Genomic DNA, 17956 nt, shown 5'->3' on the forward strand with positions numbered 1-17956 from the left:
ATCATGCTGAGCCGAACCGCAGACCATTTGTTCTGGATGGCGCGCTACACCGAGCGCGCCGAAAACACCGCGCGCATGCTCGATGTCAACGTGCAAACCTCGATGTTGCCGCAGTCCGACGAGGAAAACGCCCAGGGCTGGCGCGCCCTGCTCGGTATCTCCGAGCTGCAATACGCGTTCAATCAGAAGTACCAGTCGCTGGAAGGCCGCGAGGTCATCGATTTTATGGTGCGCGATCCGGACAATACCTCGTCGATCGTCGCCTGTCTGACACAGGCGCGCGAAAACGCCCGCGCCGTGCGCGGCACGCTGACCACCGAGGTGTGGGAAATCCAGAACCAGACCTGGCTGGACATGCAGCGCCGCCTCAAGAGCGATCTGCTGGAAACCGATCCCAGCAAATTCTTCGAGTGGGTCAAGTACCGCTCCCACCTGTCGCGCGGCGTCACGCTGGGCACCATGTTGCGCGACGAGGCGGTGCACTTCATCCGCCTCGGCACCTTCCTGGAGCGCGCCGACAACACCGCCCGCATCCTCGACGTGAAGTACCACGGCGGCGCGGCGGAAAGCGGCGAGAGCATGAGCCAGCGCGATTTTTATTACTGGGGCGCGATGCTGCGCTCGGTGTCCGGCTTTGAAATCTACCGCAAGGTCTACCGCGACGTCATCACGCCGGCGCGTATCGCCGAGCTGCTGATGCTGCGCGCCGACATGCCGCGCTCGCTACTGGCCTGCATGGACGAGGTGGTGCAGAACTTGCGCGCGGTACGCAACGACGTGTCGGCCGATACCGAACGCTTCGCCGGCCGCCTGCGCGCCCAGCTGGAGTTCGCCAAAATCGACGATATCCTGGCGGACGGCCTGCATGACACGCTGACCCGCTTTCTGGCCGACATCTACGAACTGGGCAACCGCGTCAGCCGCGATTTCCTGGTGCCGCTGGCGGCGTAAGCGAAAGGACTCCCATGCAACTGTCGATACGGCACGAAACCCGCTATACCTACACGCTGCCGCTGGCCTACACCATCCAGCAGCTGCACCTGACGCCGCGGGTCGAGCCGCAGCAGCATGTGCTGTCCTGGAACCTGTCCACGCCCGGCCACGTGCACGCCTACGCCGACGCTTACGGCAACCAGTCGCACACGATGACCATGACCGTGCCGCATCAGACGCTGGCCATTGTGGCCAGCGGCATCGTCAAAACGGTGGCGCCGGACCGGGGCCGCATCGTCGCCGACGCGCTGTCGCCGCTGATCTTTACCGTGCCGACGCGGCTGACGGAGGCCACGCCGGGCATTCTGGAACTGGCGGCGTCCTGCTTGCCGGACAGCAAGGCCATGACCCGTGACCTGATGTGTCTGGCCGAGCACATCTTTGGTGCGGTCCGGTATCAAAGCGGTGCGACGGCGGTGTCCACCACCGCCAGCGACGCGCTCGCCCTGGGCCAGGGCGTGTGCCAGGACCATGCCCACCTGTTTCTGGCCTGCTGCCATGCGCATGGCATTCCGGCGCGCTACGTGTCCGGCTACATCGATCCCGGCAACACCGGCCACGCCGCCAGCCACGCCTGGGTCGACGCCTGGGCGGAGGACCGTGATTACACCGGCTGGGTCAGCATCGACGTGACCCACGCGCGGCAGATGACGGACGCCTATTGCCGCCTGGCCATCGGCCGCGATTATGACGGCGCGGCGCCGGTGCGCGGCATGCGGCGCGGCGGCGGCGCCGAGTCGCTGAGCGTGGATGTTCAGATCGTGCCGCAGTGAGCAGTGTAAAATAACGGTACTTCTAATCAATACTTGTAAACATGACTTACTGTGTGGGCATGCGCCTGAATGCCGGGCTGGTGTTTTTATCGGATTCGCGGACCAATGCGGGCGTGGATCAGGTCGGCACGTTCCGCAAGATGAGCGTGTTTGAACTGGCCGGTGACCGCGCGATGGTCATGATGACGGCTGGCAACCTGTCGATATCGCAATCGATCCGCCAACTGGTGACCGAGCTGAAGACCGAGGACGGTCACAGCATCTGGACCGTGCCCAGCATGTACGAGGCGGCGCGCATCCTCGGCGAGGCCGTGCGCCAGGTGCATGAGCGCGACGCCAAGGGCTTGGCGGACTTCGGCATCGAGTTCAACGTCAGCATTATTTTTGGCGGCCAGATCAAGGGCGAGCGTTGCCGCCTGTTCCAGATCTACTCGGCCGGCAATTTCATCGAGTCGCATGACGAGAACACCTATTTCCAGATCGGCGAGGCCAAATATGGCAAGCCCATCATCGACCGCGTGGTCAGCCCGGCCACCTCGCTCGACGATGCCGCCAAGTGCGCGCTGATTTCGATGGACTCCACACTGCGCTCGAATGTCTCGGTCGGCCTGCCGCTGGACCTGCTGGTGTATGAAAGCGACAAACTGGCGGTCAGTCATTTTGTAACAATTGATGAACGCAACGAGTATTTCCAGATGATCCGCAACACCTGGGGCCAGCAGCTGAAGACGGTTTTCGAGGGGCTGGAGGCGCCGCTATGGAATGCCGCGCCGGAGACACCGGGCAATGTGTTACATTCGGCCAACACCAACAGCAAGCCGGTGCGGGTAGCGCCGCCGTCCGGCGTGACGGCGCCGATGGCGTCGCCGCTACCGCTGCAGACCTTGTCGCAGCAATTTCACGATGGGCAGCAGTAAGCGGCCATCGCATGTGATAGGATAAAGACAACCTGTCCTGGAGTTCTGCATGAGTGAAGAAAGCATCTTCTCGGTCGATACGCTGGTGAAGTACATGGGCAATGACGACAAAGCCCTGGGCATTGTCGCCAAAATCGTGCGCGATGCCTGCGCGCCCGGTCTGGAACCGTTCGAACAGGCCGGCGCCGCCCTGCGGGAAGGCCGGCTGGACGACGCCGGCAAGATCTTCCACAGCGTGCGCGGTTCAATCGGCGCGCTGGGCGCCAAACGCCTCGTCAGCGCCTCGCTGAAGCTGGAGCAAGCCATCGCCGAACAGCGCGGCGACGCCATCCCTTCCCTGTTTGCCGCATTGGAATCCGAATACCAGCTAGTCTTGCGTGACGCGCAAGATTGGCTGCAACGCAACACACCGGCCGCCGGCTGATCTCCCCACCTTGTTTGACGATTGGTGCAATGTGCGGTTTGCTGCGTTGCACCGCGCAGCGCCGCAGCGCAACAGCTTTGCTCCCTAACGAATGGTTACAATTGTTACCCGCAATTGTCCACTCAATACAAGTTGCCAAAAATCTTCATGCTACTATCCGCAGGACTTGCAGCAGGAGCACGTCAAAAACCGTGCGTGCGCCACTATTTACAGCAATTTTGTAGAATTCGGATGCATGAGTTTCATGATGAATGTTATTGCGTAAGTGACAATTTGCCCAAACGCAAGTATAATGGTGCATCGCATCGAGAATCCGCAGAATCAGTGTGGCGGCTTTAATCTAAGGTAAATTATTTATGGAATTATTCAACAAGTCTGGTGTATTGATATCGGCACTGCTCGTCAGCGTCGGCGCTTTGATCGCTTGCCAGGCTCAAGAAGATGCCATCCCTTCGTCGACGGTGATCGAAGCTGCGGCCATGCAAATGGGCCCGGCCGGTCAGCCAGCCGCCGAGCGCCGCCTGCAGGAATGGGCGGACCAAGGCTCGCCGGTGGCCCAGCGCGAGTTGGCGCTGCGCTACCTGTCCCACCCGGACAAGCGCCGCGAAGCCCTGCAACTGTTCGAGCGCGCCGCCAGCGCGGGCGATGCTCAGGCGGCTGTCGGCCTGGTCGGCATGGAGCGTGAAGGCGTGGCCATCACCGGCGGCACCGCCTTGAACGCCGGCCGCATCATCAAGGAAGCGGCAACCGCCAATTACATTGCCCGCTGAGTTGATTCCACGCTAAGCGACTAAGCCGCCCACCGTTCAGGTGCCGCGGCTTTTTTCTTATGAGCCGCTTGTAGTGCTGGCGGCATTTGTGGAAGTTCCGTTTTTTCGTTTGAGGCAGATCATCTGAGCCATCCGCCGAGCACCGATACTCCTAGTTTGCGGAGGAAAGGCGACGATGGATAACGCGGCACATACCCAAGCGCAGGAAGAGTTTCGTGACCAGTTGCGGGCCTTCACACGGCAGCACCACGCCGGCCACTGGAGCGGCAGTCTGGCCGACTTCATGGAGCAGGTTTTACCGGCGGCGCCGGCGCAGTTCGCGCGCAGCTCGCACCAGTATATCTGGGACATGCTGCGCTGGAGCGGCAAGGAAGGCGATGATGGCAAGCTGCGCTGCGCACTGTTTGCCGACGAGCTGTTCGGCATCGACGACGCGTTGGCTCGGGTGGCCGACTACTTCAAGGCCGCCGCCGCCGGCTCGGAAGTCGGCCGGCGCCTGCTGTTGCTGCTGGGACCACCATCGGGCGGCAAATCGACACTGGTGATCCGATTAAAGCGCGGCCTGGAGGAATACAGCTACACCGACGCCGGCGCCATGTACGGCATCGCCGGCTGCCCGGTACGGGAATCGCCGGCTGCCCGGTACGGGAATCGCCGCTGCATCTGGTGCCGCACACCCTGCGCGCCGGGTTCCGAGACAGTTATGGTGTCGACATTACTGGCGAACTGTGTCCGCATTGCCGCGCGCGGCTGGAGCATGAACTGGGCGGCGACTTCCTGCGCATGCCGGTCGAGCGCATCTTCATTTCCGAAGCCGGACGCAGCGCCATCGGCACCTACGCGCCGCACGATCCAAATACCGCCGACGTGGCCGATCTGGTCGGCTCGGTCGATCTGTCGCGGGTGGCGGAGTTCGGTGACGAGGGCGATCCGCGCGCCTGGTCGTGGTCCGGCACGGTGTACGCGGCCAGCCGCAGTCTGCTCGAAATGATCGAGATCCTCAAGGTCAAACGCGAGTTCCTCTACCTGTTGCTGACGCTGACGCAGGAAAAGAATGTCAAGGTCGCCCGCTTTCCGCTGATCTATCTCGATGAGACCATCCTGGCGCACACCAATCTTGCCGAGTTCCGCAAGTTTTTGCAGGAAAGCGAGAACGAGGGCCTGCTGGACCGCATGGTCATCGTGCAGGTGCCCTACACGCTCAGCTACCGCGAGGAGGCGCGCATTTACCGCAAGCTGATCCTGTCGGCGCCGGCCTTCCGCGACGTCCACCTCGATCCACACGTGCTGCATGCGGCAGCCGTCTTCGCCGTGCTGAGCCGGCTGCACGAGGGCGAGGAGCGCGATGCCGATCTCGCCAAGCGGGTGCGCCTTCACGGCGGCGAGGAAGTCGATGGCGTTCACCAGGCGGAAGCGCTACGCGTGCGCAACAAGGAAAAGGCACCCGACGAAGGCTTGTCCGGCGTATCGCCGCGCTTTGTCATCAACGGCCTGTCGCACGCGATCATCCAGTCCGAGCGCCACAGCATCAGCACCATGGACTTGCTGCTGGCGCTGAAGGATGCGATCGAGAGCGATGCGCGCATCGAGTCCGCCCGCAAGCGGCGCTGGATCGATTATCTGGTGCTGACCCGCAAGGAGTTCTACAACCGCTGGGTCAAGGAGGATGTGCACAAGGCGCTGTTCGTGTCCTTCGAGCAGGAGGTCGCCGACCTGCTGGACAAATACCTGGACGAGGTGGAAGCCATGCTCGACAACCGCCAGGTCAAGGACCCGATCACCAATGAGGAGCGTCGCCCGGACGAGCGCTTCCTGCGCGCGGTAGAGGAAAAAATCCACATTTCCGACTCCGGCAAGCAATCGTTCCGCCAGGAAGTGGTGCGCAAGGCGATGAGCGCCTACAAGCGTGGCGAGCGCTTCGGCCTGGGCAGCCACGCGCAATTGCGGGACGCCCTGCAACACTATCTGTTTGAGCAGCGGCGCGACGTGCTGCGGCTGGTCAGCTCCTCCAAGCGGCCCGACGACGAGGTGCGGGCCAAGATTTCCGCCGTCGAGCAACGCCTGGTGGACGAATACGGCTACGACCGCCATGGCGCGCGCGAAGCGCTGAACTACGTCACCACCTTGCTGGCACAGGAGTGATATGCGCACCGACTGGTACGACCTGTTCTCACGCGGCGCCCGCGACTGGCTGCGCCACAACGACAAGGTGCGCGACGCGGTCCGCGCGCACCTGCCGGACGCCATCTCATCGCCGGACCTGATGACCGGCAATGGCCAGCGTGGCGTGCAGGTGCCGGTCAAGTTGCTGGAGCATGCGCGCTTTCGCCTGTCCGACGACTATGCGCACGCCGGCGCCGGCCAGGGACCGGGCCAGCCGGGCGACATCCTGCGTTCACCCTACTTCGATGACGACGACAAAGGCGCCGGCAACGACAGCGGCGCCATGACACTGCTGATGGAGTTTGCCATCGACGACATCATGGACTGGTTATGGGAAGACCTGGCGCTACCGCAACTGGAACCGCGCGGCAACGCCACGCTCGACGACACCGACATGGTGCGCGCCGGCTGGGACAAGCGCGGCGCCCGCTCCAGGCTGGACCGCCGCCGCACCGTCAAGGAAGCCGTCAAACGGCGCGCCGTGCAAGCGGCACCGGCCGCCTTCACCAACGACGATCTGCGTTTCCACCAGCTGGTGCGACAGCCCAAGCCGAGCTGCAACGCGGTGGTGTTTTTCATGCTGGACGTTTCCAGCAGCATGACCACCGCCGAGCGCCGGCTGGCCAAAACGTTTTTCTTTCTCGCGCTGCAAGGCTTGCGCCGCAAATACCAGCGCATCGACATCCGTTTTCTTGCCCACGCCGCCGAGGCCTGGGAATTTAACGAAGGCGATTTCTTCGAAGCCAGCGGCATGGGCGGCACGATGGCGTCCACCGGTTTCAAGCTGACGCTGGAATTGCTGGGACAGCGCTACGCCCCGGCCGGCTGGAACAGCTACCTTTTCTATGCCTCGGATGGCGACAATTTCTCGGAAGACCGCGGCAGCGCCAAGCTGCTGCTGGGGACCCTGGCGCAGCAAGTCAACTACCTGGGCTACGTGGAAACCTTGCCGGGCATGCCGCGTATTCAGGAAACCGAAATGAGCCGTCTGTGGAGAGAAGGCGAAAGTCAGGGGTGGCCGATGTCCACCGTGGTGCTGACCAGCGGCGACGATGTGTTCACCGCCATCCGCCAGTTCCTGATCCGTCAGGCGCAAACATGAACCTCGACGACTACACCGAACAGCTGCAGCCATTGGCCGCAAGCCTGGGGCTGGATTACTATCCGGTCGATTTCGAACTGGTGCCGCAGAACTTCATGCTGGAGATCGCCGTCTACGGCATGCCGGTGCGCATGCATCACTGGTCGTTCGGTCTGCGCTACATTCATCAACTGCTGCATCAGAACATGGGACACTCGCGCATCTTCGAGGTGATGTTTCCCGGCAATCCCTGCCGCGCCTACATGATGGACCGCAATTCGCTGGCGGAAAACGCGCTGGTGACCGCCCATGTGATCGGCCACGCCGACTTCGTCAAGCGCAACGAGCTGTTCGCCCGCTTCATGCGCATGGCCGGCGGCCATATCCTGGAACAGAGCGCCGCCCGCGCCCACAATCTGGAGAACGCACTGTTACGCCACGGCCAGCAAGCGGTCGAAACCGTGCTGGACGCGGCGCTGGCGCTGGAGCCGCACATCGACGTGCATCAGCGCTTGTACCGGCCGCCCTACTCCGCGCCACCGCAAGACCAGCCGCCACCACCGCGGCAGGACGCCTTCCGCCAGCGCTACCACCAGTTACCCGGCGAGCCGACGCCCATTCCCGCCGCTCCCAGCCGGCGCGCGATACCGCCGCATCCAGAGCAGGATTTACTGTGGTTCATCGCCCACTACGCGCCGGAACTGCAGGACTGGGAGCGCGACATCTTCCTGGCCGTGCGTGAGGAAGCCTTCTACTTCTTCCCCGTCCACGCGTGCCAGATCATGAACGAGGGCTGGGCCTCCTACTGGCACGCGCGGCTGCTGCGCGAGGCCGATTTCCTGCCGCATGAGCTGTACCTGCAAGCGCTGCGCGCTCATTCCGACGTGGTGCGGCCCTACGACAACGAACAGCAGTTGGCGCTGTCCATCAATCCCTACCACCTGGGATTTTGCATCTGGGAAGACATCATCGAGCGCGAAGGCATTGAGGCGGCGCGCCGCGTCTGCGCCGAAGAGGATGATTTCGGCTTCATCCGCAATTATCTGAGCCCGGCATTGGCGGACAAGCTCGATCTGTTCAGCTACCAGGAACGCAAGGACGGCGAAACCCGCGTGCTGAGCCGCGACATCCATGAGGTACGCGAAGCCATACTCGCCCCCAAGTACAATTACGGCGCGCCGTGCATTGTGGTCGAACAGATGAACGATGATTTCAGCCTGGTGCTGCGCCACGATCATGCCCGTGACGGCCGCGGGCTGGACCTGGCGCAGTCCGAGCAGGTGATGCATTACGTGGCGCGCGTCTGGCGCCGGCCGATGACGCTGCGCACCGTGGACTTTCGAGGGGCGCCGCGCTCGGTCGAAGTCAAACCGGCAGATTCTGCTCGTACCAGCGCAAAGCCTGCCTGAGACCACGCCGCAGATCGTGGGTCGGCACGTAGCCCAGCAGACTCGTTGCCTTGGCGATGTCGGCCTGCGAATGGCGCACGTCGCCAGGCCTGGACGGCGCGTACTGCGGCTGATAGTCGCGCAGATGCGCATGCCGCTCGACCAGCAGCTCGTGCAGCAGCAGGTACAACTCGTTGAGGCTGGTCCGCGCGTTCAGCGCCACGTTGTAGACCTGATTGACCGCGGCCGGCTTAACGGTCATGGTCGCCAGCAAATTGGCCTGCACGGCGTTGGCCACGTAGCAAAAATCACGGCTGGTCTCGCCATCGCCGTTGATCACCAGTTGCCGCTTGCCGATCATGGCCGCGATCCATTGCGGAATCACGGCGGCATAGGCGCCGTTGGCGTCCTGGCGCGGACCGAACACGTTGAAATAGCGCAGGCCGATGGTTTCCAGGCCGTAGCAACGCGCGTAGACGCCGGCGTACAGCTCATTGACGTACTTGGTCAGCGCATACGGCGACAAGGCGCAGCCGATATGCTGTTCCTGCTTCGGCAGTCCCGGATGGTCGCCATAGGTGGCGCTGGAGGCGGCGTACACCACGCGCCGGACGCCGGCATGGCGGGCCGCCTCGAACACGTTCAGTTGGCCGGTGATGTTGATGTCGTTGCACAGCAAGGGATCGTCCAGCGAGCGGCCGACCGAGCCTAGCGCCGCCTGATGCAGCACGTAATCGGCGCGGTCGCATGCCTGGCGGCAGACAGCCATGTCGCGTACGTCCCCTTCGATCAGCTCGAAACTGCGCCAGGCGCCGGGACCGACCAGCTCGCACACTTGGTCCAGATTGTGCCGATAGCCGGTGAGGAAGTTGTCCACGCCCACCACGCGCTGGCCCAGCTCCAGCAGCGATTGCAGCAGGTTGGAACCGATAAAGCCCGCCACGCCGGTGATCACCCAGCGATATTGCGCATTCTGCAGATGCTCGCGCACCAGTTGATAGGCGCAGGTGTCGGACGTGCCGTTTTCGTAGTCGCTCATCACAGCCTCCATACGCTCAGACCGCTCTCGCGCAGCGGCGTGGGATCAAATTGCGACTTGAGGTCGATGAAGCAGCCGCCAGGCGCGACTTTCGTCAGCATCTGCGACAGCGGCCGCGCCATCAGTTCGCGGTGCGCGACGGCGCAGATCAGGGCTTCCGCAGCGGGCAGGTCTTCCCATGCCGCCAGTTGCACCCCGTATTCGTGCAAGGCCTCGTCGGCATCGGCGACGGGATCGTGCACGTGAACGTGCAGGCCGTAGGATTCCAGCTCGTGGATCAGGTCGGCCACCTTGGAATTGCGCAGGTCCGGACAGTTCTCCTTGAAGCTCAAGCCCAGCACATTTTGCAGCGCATCCTCCACCGACGCGCCATAGCGGTAGCGTACCTGCGCCAGGCCGGTGATGCCAGGCTTGATCCCATGCCGCACGTTGTAATACGCAATTTGCTCGCACAACTGCTCGACGAAATACGCCCGCTCCGGCCGCGGCCCGACAAAACTCATCTCGCCCTTGAACACATTCAGCATCTGCGGCAGTTCGTCGATGCGCAGCTTGCGTATCCAGTGCCCGACCGCAGTCACTCGCGGATCGTCCTGCTCTGCCCATTTCGGCCGGCCATCGCGCTCCGCATCCTGGCGCATGCTGCGGAATTTCAGTACCTTAAACAGACGCATATCGCGGCCTACCCGCTCCTGCCGGTAAAACACCGGACCTCCGTCCTCGATCTTGATCGCCAGCGCGGTGAACAGCATCACCGGCGCCGCCAGTACAACGATGGCGGCGCTGGCCAACAGGTCGAACAGCCGCTTGACGGTGGCGCGCAACAGGCTCTGATCGAAGCCGCCGCCAAAAATCAGATAGCTGGGCTGCAGCGAATCCACCCGGATCTGACAGGCTTCGCGTTCAAAGAAGCTGGCGGCGTCGGTCACCGGTACGCCGCCCAGCGCGCACTCCAGCAACTGGCGCACCGGGAAGGCGCCGTTGCGGCGATCGCTCACCGTCACCACGATTTCGTCGGCGGCGTAGCGCCGCGCCAACGTAAGCAGCGGCAGGTCGGCGGGCAGCAACATGGCGGGCGGCACCGCCCGCATCTCCCCCTGCACCGGCACGAAGCCCACCACGCGAAATGGATGAAAACCGGCGCTGCTGCCGGCAAGCGCCAGGCATTCTCGCGCGAGGGCGCCATCGCCGACGATAATCAGGCGCTGTTCCAGCATGCTCGATTGCGCCGAGGTGAACACCACCAGCCGCGCCAGCAGCACGGCGCCGCCGCTCAGCAGAAACACCATGCTGCCCGGCCGTCCCAGTTGCATCGCCGGCAACAGCACCGCCAGCAAATGCATCAGACAAAATCCCAGCACGAAGGACGGCATGATGCGCAGGCAAGTGCTTTTGATATGTTCACGCGATTGATCGTGCTGATACATGCCCAAGGTGCCCATGCTGAACACCATCACCAGCGCAAACGCCAACGCCGGCAGATACAGCTGGCTCTGGTTCGACAACCACAACGGCGCGCTGGCGACCGCGGCGGCAAGCAGAATACATAGCTCCAGCAGCAACAGCATGAAGGCTATCTTCGACACATAATGATGAAAGATCCTGATCACGATACGCTCCCAAAAAGGAGCTTTCATGATGCGCAAGCGCTGCAACGCCACTTTGAGCCTACACAACCGTCACGCAATCCCCGTCGTCAGAAGGGCTTTTTATGACGGAACTGTGACAAATGGACTATAGTCATGGTTCATTTACCTTCGAGTAACGACGTAATCATGAAATTTGATGTTGCAATTGTCGGCAGCGGCTTGGCCGGCCTGTCAGTCGCCCTGCATCTGGCAGAGACGCGTACCGTAGCGATTATTTCCAAACGTGCCCTGAAGGACGGCGCCAGCAACTGGGCCCAGGGCGGCATCGCCGCCGTGCTGGACTCCGGTGACAGCCACAACCAGCACATCGACGACACGCTGATCGCCGGCGGCGGCCTGTGTGACGAAGGCGCCACCCGCTACATCGTCGAGCATGGCCGCGAAGCGATCGAATGGCTGATCGAGCAAGGCGTGCCGTTTACCCGCGACGAATCGGCGGAACTGGGCTTTCACCTGACCCGCGAGGGCGGCCACAGCCAGCGCCGCATCATCCACGCCGCCGACGCCACCGGCAACGCGGTGCAGACCACGCTGGAAGAAAAAGTGCGCGCCCACCCGAACATCACCCTGTTCGAACACCATTGCGCCATCGACCTGATTACCTCGGACAAAGTCCACCCGGCAAAGAAAAACGCCCAGCCGAAGTGCTACGGCCTGTATGTACAGGACGAGAAGACCGGCCAGGTGCACACCTTTGCGGCCGAACACACGGTGATGTGTACCGGTGGCGCCGGCAAAGTGTACCTGTACACCACCAATCCAGACACCGCCAGCGGCGACGGCATCGCCATGGCCTGGCGCGCCGGCTGCCGCGTGTCGAACATGGAATTCATCCAGTTCCACCCGACCTGCCTGTATCACCCCTACGCCAAGTCCTTCCTGATCACCGAGGCCATTCGCGGCGAAGGCGGCTTGCTCAAACTGCCGCCGGAAGCCGGCGCCGCCGCCGGCCAGCGCTTCATGCTGGCGCATGACGAGCGCGCCGAACTGGCGCCGCGCGACGTGGTGGCGCGCGCCATCGACTTTGAGATCAAAAAGCGCGGTCTGGATTACGTCCACCTGGACATCAGCCACAAGTCCGCCGAATTCCTGATCGAGCACTTCCCGACCATTTACGCCCGCTGCATGGAGCTGGGCATCGACATCACCAAGGAACCGATTCCGGTGGTGCCGGCCGCGCACTACACCTGCGGCGGCGTGGTCACCGACATGCACGGCCGCACCGACCTGCCCGGCCTGTACGCGGTGGGCGAAACCGCCTGCACCGGCCTGCACGGCGCCAACCGCCTGGCCAGCAACTCGCTGCTGGAATGCGTGGTGATCGGCCGCGCCTGCGCGCTGGACATCACCGCCAAGGAAAAAGGCGAAGTGCCTTATCTGCCGGACTGGGACGAAAGCCGCGTCAGCGACGCCGACGAGGAAGTCGTCATCTCGCACAACTGGGATGAGCTGCGCCGTTTCATGTGGAATTACGTCGGCATCGTGCGCACCACCAAGCGCCTGGAGCGCGCCCAGCACCGCATCACGATGCTGAAGGAAGAAATCGACGAGTACTACCGCAACTTCCGCGTCACGCACGATCTGCTGGAGTTGCGCAACCTGGTCGACGTGGCGAGCCTGATCGTCAGCAGCGCCCTGCTGCGCCGTGAAAGCCGCGGCCTGCACTTCAGCCGCGATTATCCGGAAACGCTGGCCAAGGCCTTGCCGACCATCCTCACGCCGCCGGCACGAAAATGATCGCGGTCCGCCACGCCACGCACGCCGACATTCCCGCCATGGAGGCGCTGATCGCGCGCTCCGGCATTGAATTGAGCGCGGGTTTTTACACGCCCGAGCAGGCGCAAGCGGTAACGCGTTACGTGTTTGGCGTGGACACCCAACTGGTGGCGGATCAGACCTACTTCGTCATCGAGAAAGATGGCCGGCTGGCGGCATGTGGCGGCTGGAGCAAACGCAGCACGCTATTCGGCGCCGACCGCACCAAGCAAGGCGCCGATCCGCTGCTGGACCCGGCCACCGAGCCGGCGCGCATCCGCGCGTTCTTCGTCGAGCCATCGGCGGCGCGACAAGGCCTGGGTCGCATGCTGCTGCAACACTGCACCGAGGCTGCCGCCGCCGGCGGCTTTCACACGCTGGAACTGGCAGCCACCATGCCCGGTGTGCCACTGTACACCGCCTGCGGGTTCGAGGTCGTTGAACCGATCGAAATCACTTTGCAAGGCGACGTCAAAGTCCCGCTATCGAAAATGCGCAAGTCGATCAAGGCGGTATAGCGCCATTGCGGCGCGCCAGCTTTTGCAGCTCGCCATTCTTCTTCATCTCCAATAACATCTGATCCATCTGCGCCGTCAGCTCGGGGTAACGCGGCGTAAGCGGAAAAGTGAAGTAGGCTTGCTGTACATCGATCAGCGGCGCCAGCGCCATTACCTTGTCCTGCAGGCCCAGCGCCGTCAACGCCGGTTCGGTATCGCGCCGGTTGGAGGCAAACAGTTCGACATGGCCGCGTTCCAGCATGCGCAAGCCGTTGGCCACTGTATTGGTCACACTGATCAGCAGTTGCGGTGCGGCGCGGGCGAATGCCGGACCATAGCTCCAGCCGTTGATGACGGCGATGCGCCGCCCTTCCAGCAACGCATAGTCTCCCTGCCAAAGCGGCAAGCCGTCGATACGCCCGTAAAACGCCAGTTCATCGCGGAAGAAATCCTGCTGGCTGTAGCGCATGACCCGCTGCCGTTCAGGCGTCTTGTATGCCGCCGCCAGTATGTCGGCCTGGCCGCCGGCGACCACTTCCAGCGCACGGCGCCACGGATAAATCTGGAAACGGACCTGATAGCCGTGGCGTTGCGCCAGCAGCCGGATTAACTCCACCGCCATGCCGGAGAACTCGCCGTTGTCGTTGCGCTCGAAGATGCCTTCGTTGCGGGTGCCGGCGGCCACCAGCTCGCGCACCGCTGGTGGGCGTGCAAATGACAAAAACGGCAGCGCGCTCAGCGCCATGCCGCATAGGCCAGTCAAATACAACCGACGTGCATTCCGCAAGCGGTCCTCCTCTGCCGGGAATCCGGCGTCCTTCGTTTTATTCTACGCGGCTTAGCCGACGATGCGCAAAGAATAATCGGTGGCCCGAATGTCCTTGGTCAGGCTGCCGATGGAGATGCGGTCGACGCCCGTTTCCGCAATCGCGCGCACGGTATCGAAGTTGATGCCGCCGGAAGCCTCCAGCAACGCGCGACCGGTGTTCAGCGTCACCGCCTCGCGCATCATATCGGTGCTGAAGTTATCCAGCAGGATCGAGACGGCGCCGGCATCCAGTGCTTCCTTCAGCTCATCGAGCGATTCCACCTCCACCTGGATGGACACACCCTTGTTCAGCGCCTTGGCCGCCAGCACCGCATTGGTGATGCCGCCCGCCGCCGCGATATGGTTTTCCTTGATCAGGATGCCGTCGTACAGCGCCAGGCGCTGATTCTGACCGCCACCCACGCGCACCGCGTACTTCTGCGCCAGGCGCAGACCCGGCAAGGTCTTGCGGGTGTCGAGAATCGCGGCGCGGGTGCCGGCGATAACGTCCACGTACTTGCGGGTGGCTGTGGCCACGCCGGACAGCAGCTGCATGAAATTGAGGGCGCCGCGTTCCGCCGTCAGCAGCGCGCGCGCCGGGCCTTCGATGGTGCAGACCACGCTGTCGGCCTTCATCAAATCGCCTTCCGCATACCGCCAACCGACTTCGATCCCGGCCTGCATGCAGTTCATCACGCCTTCAAACCACGGCGCGCCGCATAGCACCGCGTCTTCGCGCACGATCACGCGCGCCTTGGCGCGACCGCCTTCCGGCACCAGCAGGCCGGTCAGGTCGCCACTGCCCACGTCTTCCAGCAACGCGGCCAACAGATTGGCCTCGAAAGCCGACTTCAATGCGTCATCAAACGGCGCGAATTTGTTGATCAGAGTACTCATGCCGGACCGATTCCCGAAAACAGTTGTGCTTCTTGCGCCAGATCCGGACCTGGCTGCACCTTGGCTTTTCTGGCCGCAGCGAAGTCCAGCATGCGGGTGATCGAGGTCACCGCCTGCTTGCCGACTTCCGCATCGACGAAGACTTCATTGGCAGCGCTGATCGCCGGGCTGTCGATATTCTCCAGCAGGTCGGCCAGATTCTGCAGGCCGTTCATCGCCATCCATGGGCAGTGCGCGCAGCTCTTGCAGGTGGCGCTGTTGCCGGCGGTCGGCGCGACGATGAAGCGCTTGTTCGGCGCGGCGGCCTGCATCTTGTGCAGAATGCCGTTGTCGGTGGCGACGATGAAGGTGTCGGCGTCCATCGTCACGGCGGCGTTGATGATCTGCGTGGTCGAGCCGACGACATCGGCCAGCGCCACCACATTGGCCGGCGACTCCGGGTGCACCAGCACCTTGGCGTCCGGATACTGCGCCTTCAGCAGGTCCAGCTCAACGCCCTTGAATTCATCATGCACCAGGCAGGAGCCCTGCCACAGCAGCATGTCGGCGCCGGTCTGCTTCTGGATGTAGGAGCCCAGATGCTTGTCCGGCGCCCACAGAATTTTCTTGCCCTGCTCGTGCAGGTGCTTGACGATCTCCAGGCCGATCGACGACGTTACCATCCAGTCGGCGCGCGCCTTGACGGCGGCACTGGTGTTGGCATACACCACCACCGTGCGGTCCGGATGCTGATCGCAAAAGGCGGTGAATTCATCGGCCGGGCAGCCCAGATCCAGCGAGCAGGTGGCGTCCAGGTCCGGCATCAGGATGCGTTTTTCCGGGCTCAGAATCTTGGCGGTTTCGCCCATGAAGCGCACGCCGGCGACGATCAGCGTTTTGGCCGGATGATCGCGGCCGAAGCGCGCCATCTCCAGCGAGTCGGAAACGCAGCCACCGGTTTCCTCAGCCAGATCCTGCAGATCGGCGTCCACGTAGTAGTGCGACACCAGAACCGCCTGCTTTTCCTTCAGCAGGCGCTTGATACGTTCCTTGAGTTCCACGCGCTGTTCGGCGCTGGGAGTCGCTGGCGTGCGCGCCCACGCATGGGCAACGCAGCTGGCGCCGTCTTGTGGATGCTCATACTCGACGGGTTTGATCTCGATGGCTTGCATGGTGGTTTAATCGATGCCTTGGCTGGTCAGATAATCCTCGTAGCCGCCGCGGAAATCGACGACTTCATTGTCTTTGATCTCGATGATGCGGGTCGCCAGCGACGACACGAATTCACGGTCGTGCGAAACGAAGACCAGCGTGCCGGCGTATTTGTCCAGCGCGATGTTGAGCGACTCGATCGATTCCATGTCCATGTGGTTGGTCGGTTCGTCCAGCAGCAGCACGTTGTGACGGCCCAGCATCAGCTTACCGTACATCATGCGGCCCTTCTCACCGCCGGACAGCACGGTGACCGACTTCTTCACCTCGTCGCCGCCGAACAGCAGCCGGCCGAGGATCGAGCGCACCGCCTGATCATCGTCGCCCTCCTTGGTCCACTTGCCCATCCAGTCGGTCAGCGTAATCTCTTTGGCGAAATCCTCAGTCGGGTCTTGCGGCATGTAGCCGACGTTGGCGTTTTCCGCCCACTTGACGGTACCGTGATCCGCGTTCAGACCGGTGATGTCCTCGCCGCCGATGCAGCGCAGCAGCGTGGTCTTACCGGCGCCGTTGGCGCCGATGATGGCAATGCGCTCGCCCGCTTCCACCATGATGCTGAAGTTATTGAACAGTGTGCGGTCGTATTTTTTGCTCAGGCCTTCGGTCTCCACCGCCAGGCGGTGCAGCTTCTTCTCGCCTTCGAAGCGCACGAACGGATAGGCGCGCGACGATGGTTTGATATCTTCCACCTTGATCTTGTCGATCATCTTGGCGCGCGACGTCGCCTGACGGGCCTTGGACTTGTTGGCCGAGAAGCGGCGCACGAAGTCCTGCAGTTCGGCGACTTTCTCTTTCGCCTTGGCGTTGTTGGCCAGCTGCTGGTTACGCGCCTGGGTCGATGCCAGCATGTAGTCGTCGTAGTTGCCCGGATAGATCTTCAGCGTGCCGTAGTCCATGTCCGCCACGTGGGTGCACACCTGATTCAGGAAGTGGCGATCGTGGGAGATGATGATCATGGTGGAGTTGCGCTCGTTGAGCACATCTTCCAGCCAGCGGATGGTGTTGATGTCCAGGTTATTGGTCGGTTCGTCGAGCAGCAGGATGTCCGGATTCGAGAACAGCGCCTGCGCCAGCAGCACGCGCAGTTTCCAGCCCGGCGAGACGGCGCTCATCGGCCCCTGGTGCAGGTCGATGGCGATGCCCACGCCCAGCAGCAGCTCACCGGCGCGCGATTCGGCGGTGTAGCCGTCGTACTCGGACACTTTGCCTTCCAGGTCGGCGGCGCGCATGTAGTCGTCGTCGGTGGCGTCCGGGTTGGCGTAAATCGCGTCGCGTTCGGAAATGGCGGCCCACATCTCGGTGTGACCCATCATGACCACGTCCAGCACGCGCATTTCCTCATAGGCGAACTGGTCCTGGCGCAGCTTACCCAGACGCTCGTTCACATCCAGCATCACGTTGCCGGCCGACGGTTCGAGGTCGCCGCCGAGGATTTTCATGAAAGTGGACTTGCCACAACCGTTGGCGCCGATCAGGCCATAACGGTTGCCATCGCCGAACTTGACGGAGATGTTTTCAAACAACGGCTTGGCGCCGAATTGCATCGTGATGTTTGCTGTAGAGAGCATTGTGGAATTGGACCTTGCAGAATGGGTATAGCGGAAAGGCGAG

The 17956-nt window shown here is 62.7% G+C and carries 16 protein-coding genes and 1 pseudogene; 11 read left to right on the forward strand and 6 right to left on the reverse strand.

From position 1 onward, the window contains the following. Positions 1–3 precede the first annotated feature (3 nt). The 9 genes and pseudogenes from GTP44_RS02885 to GTP44_RS02920 all read left to right on the forward strand — a co-directional run bounded on the left by GTP44_RS02885 (position 4) and on the right by GTP44_RS02920 (position 8530). A complete protein-coding gene (locus GTP44_RS02885; protein ID WP_160990433.1) occupies positions 4–951 on the forward strand; it encodes an alpha-E domain-containing protein in 948 nt (315 codons plus the stop codon). 14 nt (positions 952–965) lie between these two features. Then, complete coding sequence (locus GTP44_RS02890; protein WP_161018249.1) at positions 966–1766, forward strand: transglutaminase family protein; 801 nt, start codon at positions 966–968, stop codon at positions 1764–1766. A 41-nt stretch (positions 1767–1807) separates the two neighbouring features. Further along, the gene (locus GTP44_RS02895) at positions 1808–2683 is read left to right on the forward strand and encodes a proteasome-type protease (RefSeq protein ID WP_161018250.1); all 876 of its coding nucleotides are present in this window, start codon (positions 1808–1810) and stop codon (positions 2681–2683) included. 49 nt (positions 2684–2732) lie between these two features. Further along, a complete protein-coding gene (locus GTP44_RS02900) occupies positions 2733–3107 on the forward strand; it encodes an Hpt domain-containing protein (RefSeq protein WP_160990430.1) in 375 nt (124 codons plus the stop codon). A 356-nt stretch (positions 3108–3463) separates the two neighbouring features. Next, the gene (locus tag GTP44_RS02905; protein ID WP_160990429.1) at positions 3464–3877 is read left to right on the forward strand and encodes a hypothetical protein; all 414 of its coding nucleotides are present in this window, start codon (positions 3464–3466) and stop codon (positions 3875–3877) included. A 349-nt stretch (positions 3878–4226) separates the two neighbouring features. After that, positions 4227–4421 (forward strand): annotated as a pseudogene (locus GTP44_RS27795) (serine protein kinase); the annotation flags it as partial. A 122-nt stretch (positions 4422–4543) separates the two neighbouring features. Further along, positions 4544–6019, forward strand: a complete 1476-nt coding sequence (locus tag GTP44_RS27800) for a serine protein kinase (protein ID WP_371867130.1) — start codon at positions 4544–4546, stop codon at positions 6017–6019. A 1-nt stretch (position 6020) separates the two neighbouring features. Further along, complete coding sequence (locus GTP44_RS02915; protein ID WP_161018251.1) at positions 6021–7142, forward strand: DUF444 family protein; 1122 nt, start codon at positions 6021–6023, stop codon at positions 7140–7142. Then, positions 7139–8530 carry a SpoVR family protein gene (locus tag GTP44_RS02920; protein WP_161018252.1) on the forward strand — a complete coding sequence of 464 codons (1392 nt, stop codon included), beginning with the start codon at positions 7139–7141 and terminating at the stop codon, positions 8528–8530. The genes GTP44_RS02915 and GTP44_RS02920 overlap by 4 nt, the downstream gene beginning before the upstream one ends. On the opposite strand, the gene GTP44_RS02925 is transcribed toward GTP44_RS02920, so the two are convergent. Then, on the reverse strand, positions 8487–9548 hold the full coding sequence (locus GTP44_RS02925; RefSeq protein ID WP_161018253.1) for an SDR family oxidoreductase: 1062 nt from the start codon (positions 9546–9548) through the stop codon (positions 8487–8489). The two genes, GTP44_RS02920 and GTP44_RS02925, sit on opposite strands and share 44 nt — an antisense overlap. Beyond that, positions 9548–11158 carry a TIGR03013 family XrtA/PEP-CTERM system glycosyltransferase gene (locus GTP44_RS02930; protein WP_161018254.1) on the reverse strand — a complete coding sequence of 537 codons (1611 nt, stop codon included), beginning with the start codon at positions 11156–11158 and terminating at the stop codon, positions 9548–9550. The genes GTP44_RS02925 and GTP44_RS02930 overlap by 1 nt, the downstream gene beginning before the upstream one ends. Positions 11159–11323: 165 nt before the next feature. Here GTP44_RS02930 and nadB point away from each other — a divergent pair, with 165 nt between their 5' ends. Both nadB and GTP44_RS02940 read left to right on the forward strand, forming a co-directional pair. After that, positions 11324–12934 (forward strand): L-aspartate oxidase, encoded by a 1611-nt coding sequence (gene nadB / locus GTP44_RS02935; RefSeq protein WP_160990392.1) that lies wholly within the window; start codon positions 11324–11326, stop codon positions 12932–12934. Beyond that, entirely contained in the window at positions 12931–13470 is a 540-nt protein-coding gene (locus tag GTP44_RS02940) for a GNAT family N-acetyltransferase (RefSeq protein WP_160990391.1), read from the forward strand. The genes nadB and GTP44_RS02940 overlap by 4 nt, the downstream gene beginning before the upstream one ends. On the opposite strand, the gene GTP44_RS02945 is transcribed toward GTP44_RS02940, so the two are convergent. The 4 genes from GTP44_RS02945 to GTP44_RS02960 are packed head-to-tail and all read right to left on the reverse strand — an operon-like array spanning position 13457 to position 17913. After that, entirely contained in the window at positions 13457–14236 is a 780-nt protein-coding gene (locus tag GTP44_RS02945; RefSeq protein WP_160990390.1) for a substrate-binding periplasmic protein, read from the reverse strand. The two genes, GTP44_RS02940 and GTP44_RS02945, sit on opposite strands and share 14 nt — an antisense overlap. Positions 14237–14287: 51 nt before the next feature. Further along, the gene (nadC, locus tag GTP44_RS02950) at positions 14288–15154 is read right to left on the reverse strand and encodes a carboxylating nicotinate-nucleotide diphosphorylase (protein WP_161018255.1); all 867 of its coding nucleotides are present in this window, start codon (positions 15152–15154) and stop codon (positions 14288–14290) included. Continuing rightward, on the reverse strand, positions 15151–16305 hold the full coding sequence (nadA, locus tag GTP44_RS02955; RefSeq protein ID WP_161018256.1) for a quinolinate synthase NadA: 1155 nt from the start codon (positions 16303–16305) through the stop codon (positions 15151–15153). Before nadA ends, nadC begins: the two co-directional genes overlap by 4 nt. A 6-nt stretch (positions 16306–16311) precedes the next feature. After that, positions 16312–17913 carry an ABC-F family ATPase gene (locus tag GTP44_RS02960; protein ID WP_160990387.1) on the reverse strand — a complete coding sequence of 534 codons (1602 nt, stop codon included), beginning with the start codon at positions 17911–17913 and terminating at the stop codon, positions 16312–16314. Between the last annotated feature and the right edge of the window lie 43 nt (positions 17914–17956).

It is taken from the genome of Duganella lactea, from assembly GCF_009857505.1.
In the GTDB taxonomy this organism is placed as follows: domain Bacteria; phylum Pseudomonadota; class Gammaproteobacteria; order Burkholderiales; family Burkholderiaceae_D; genus Rugamonas; species Rugamonas lactea.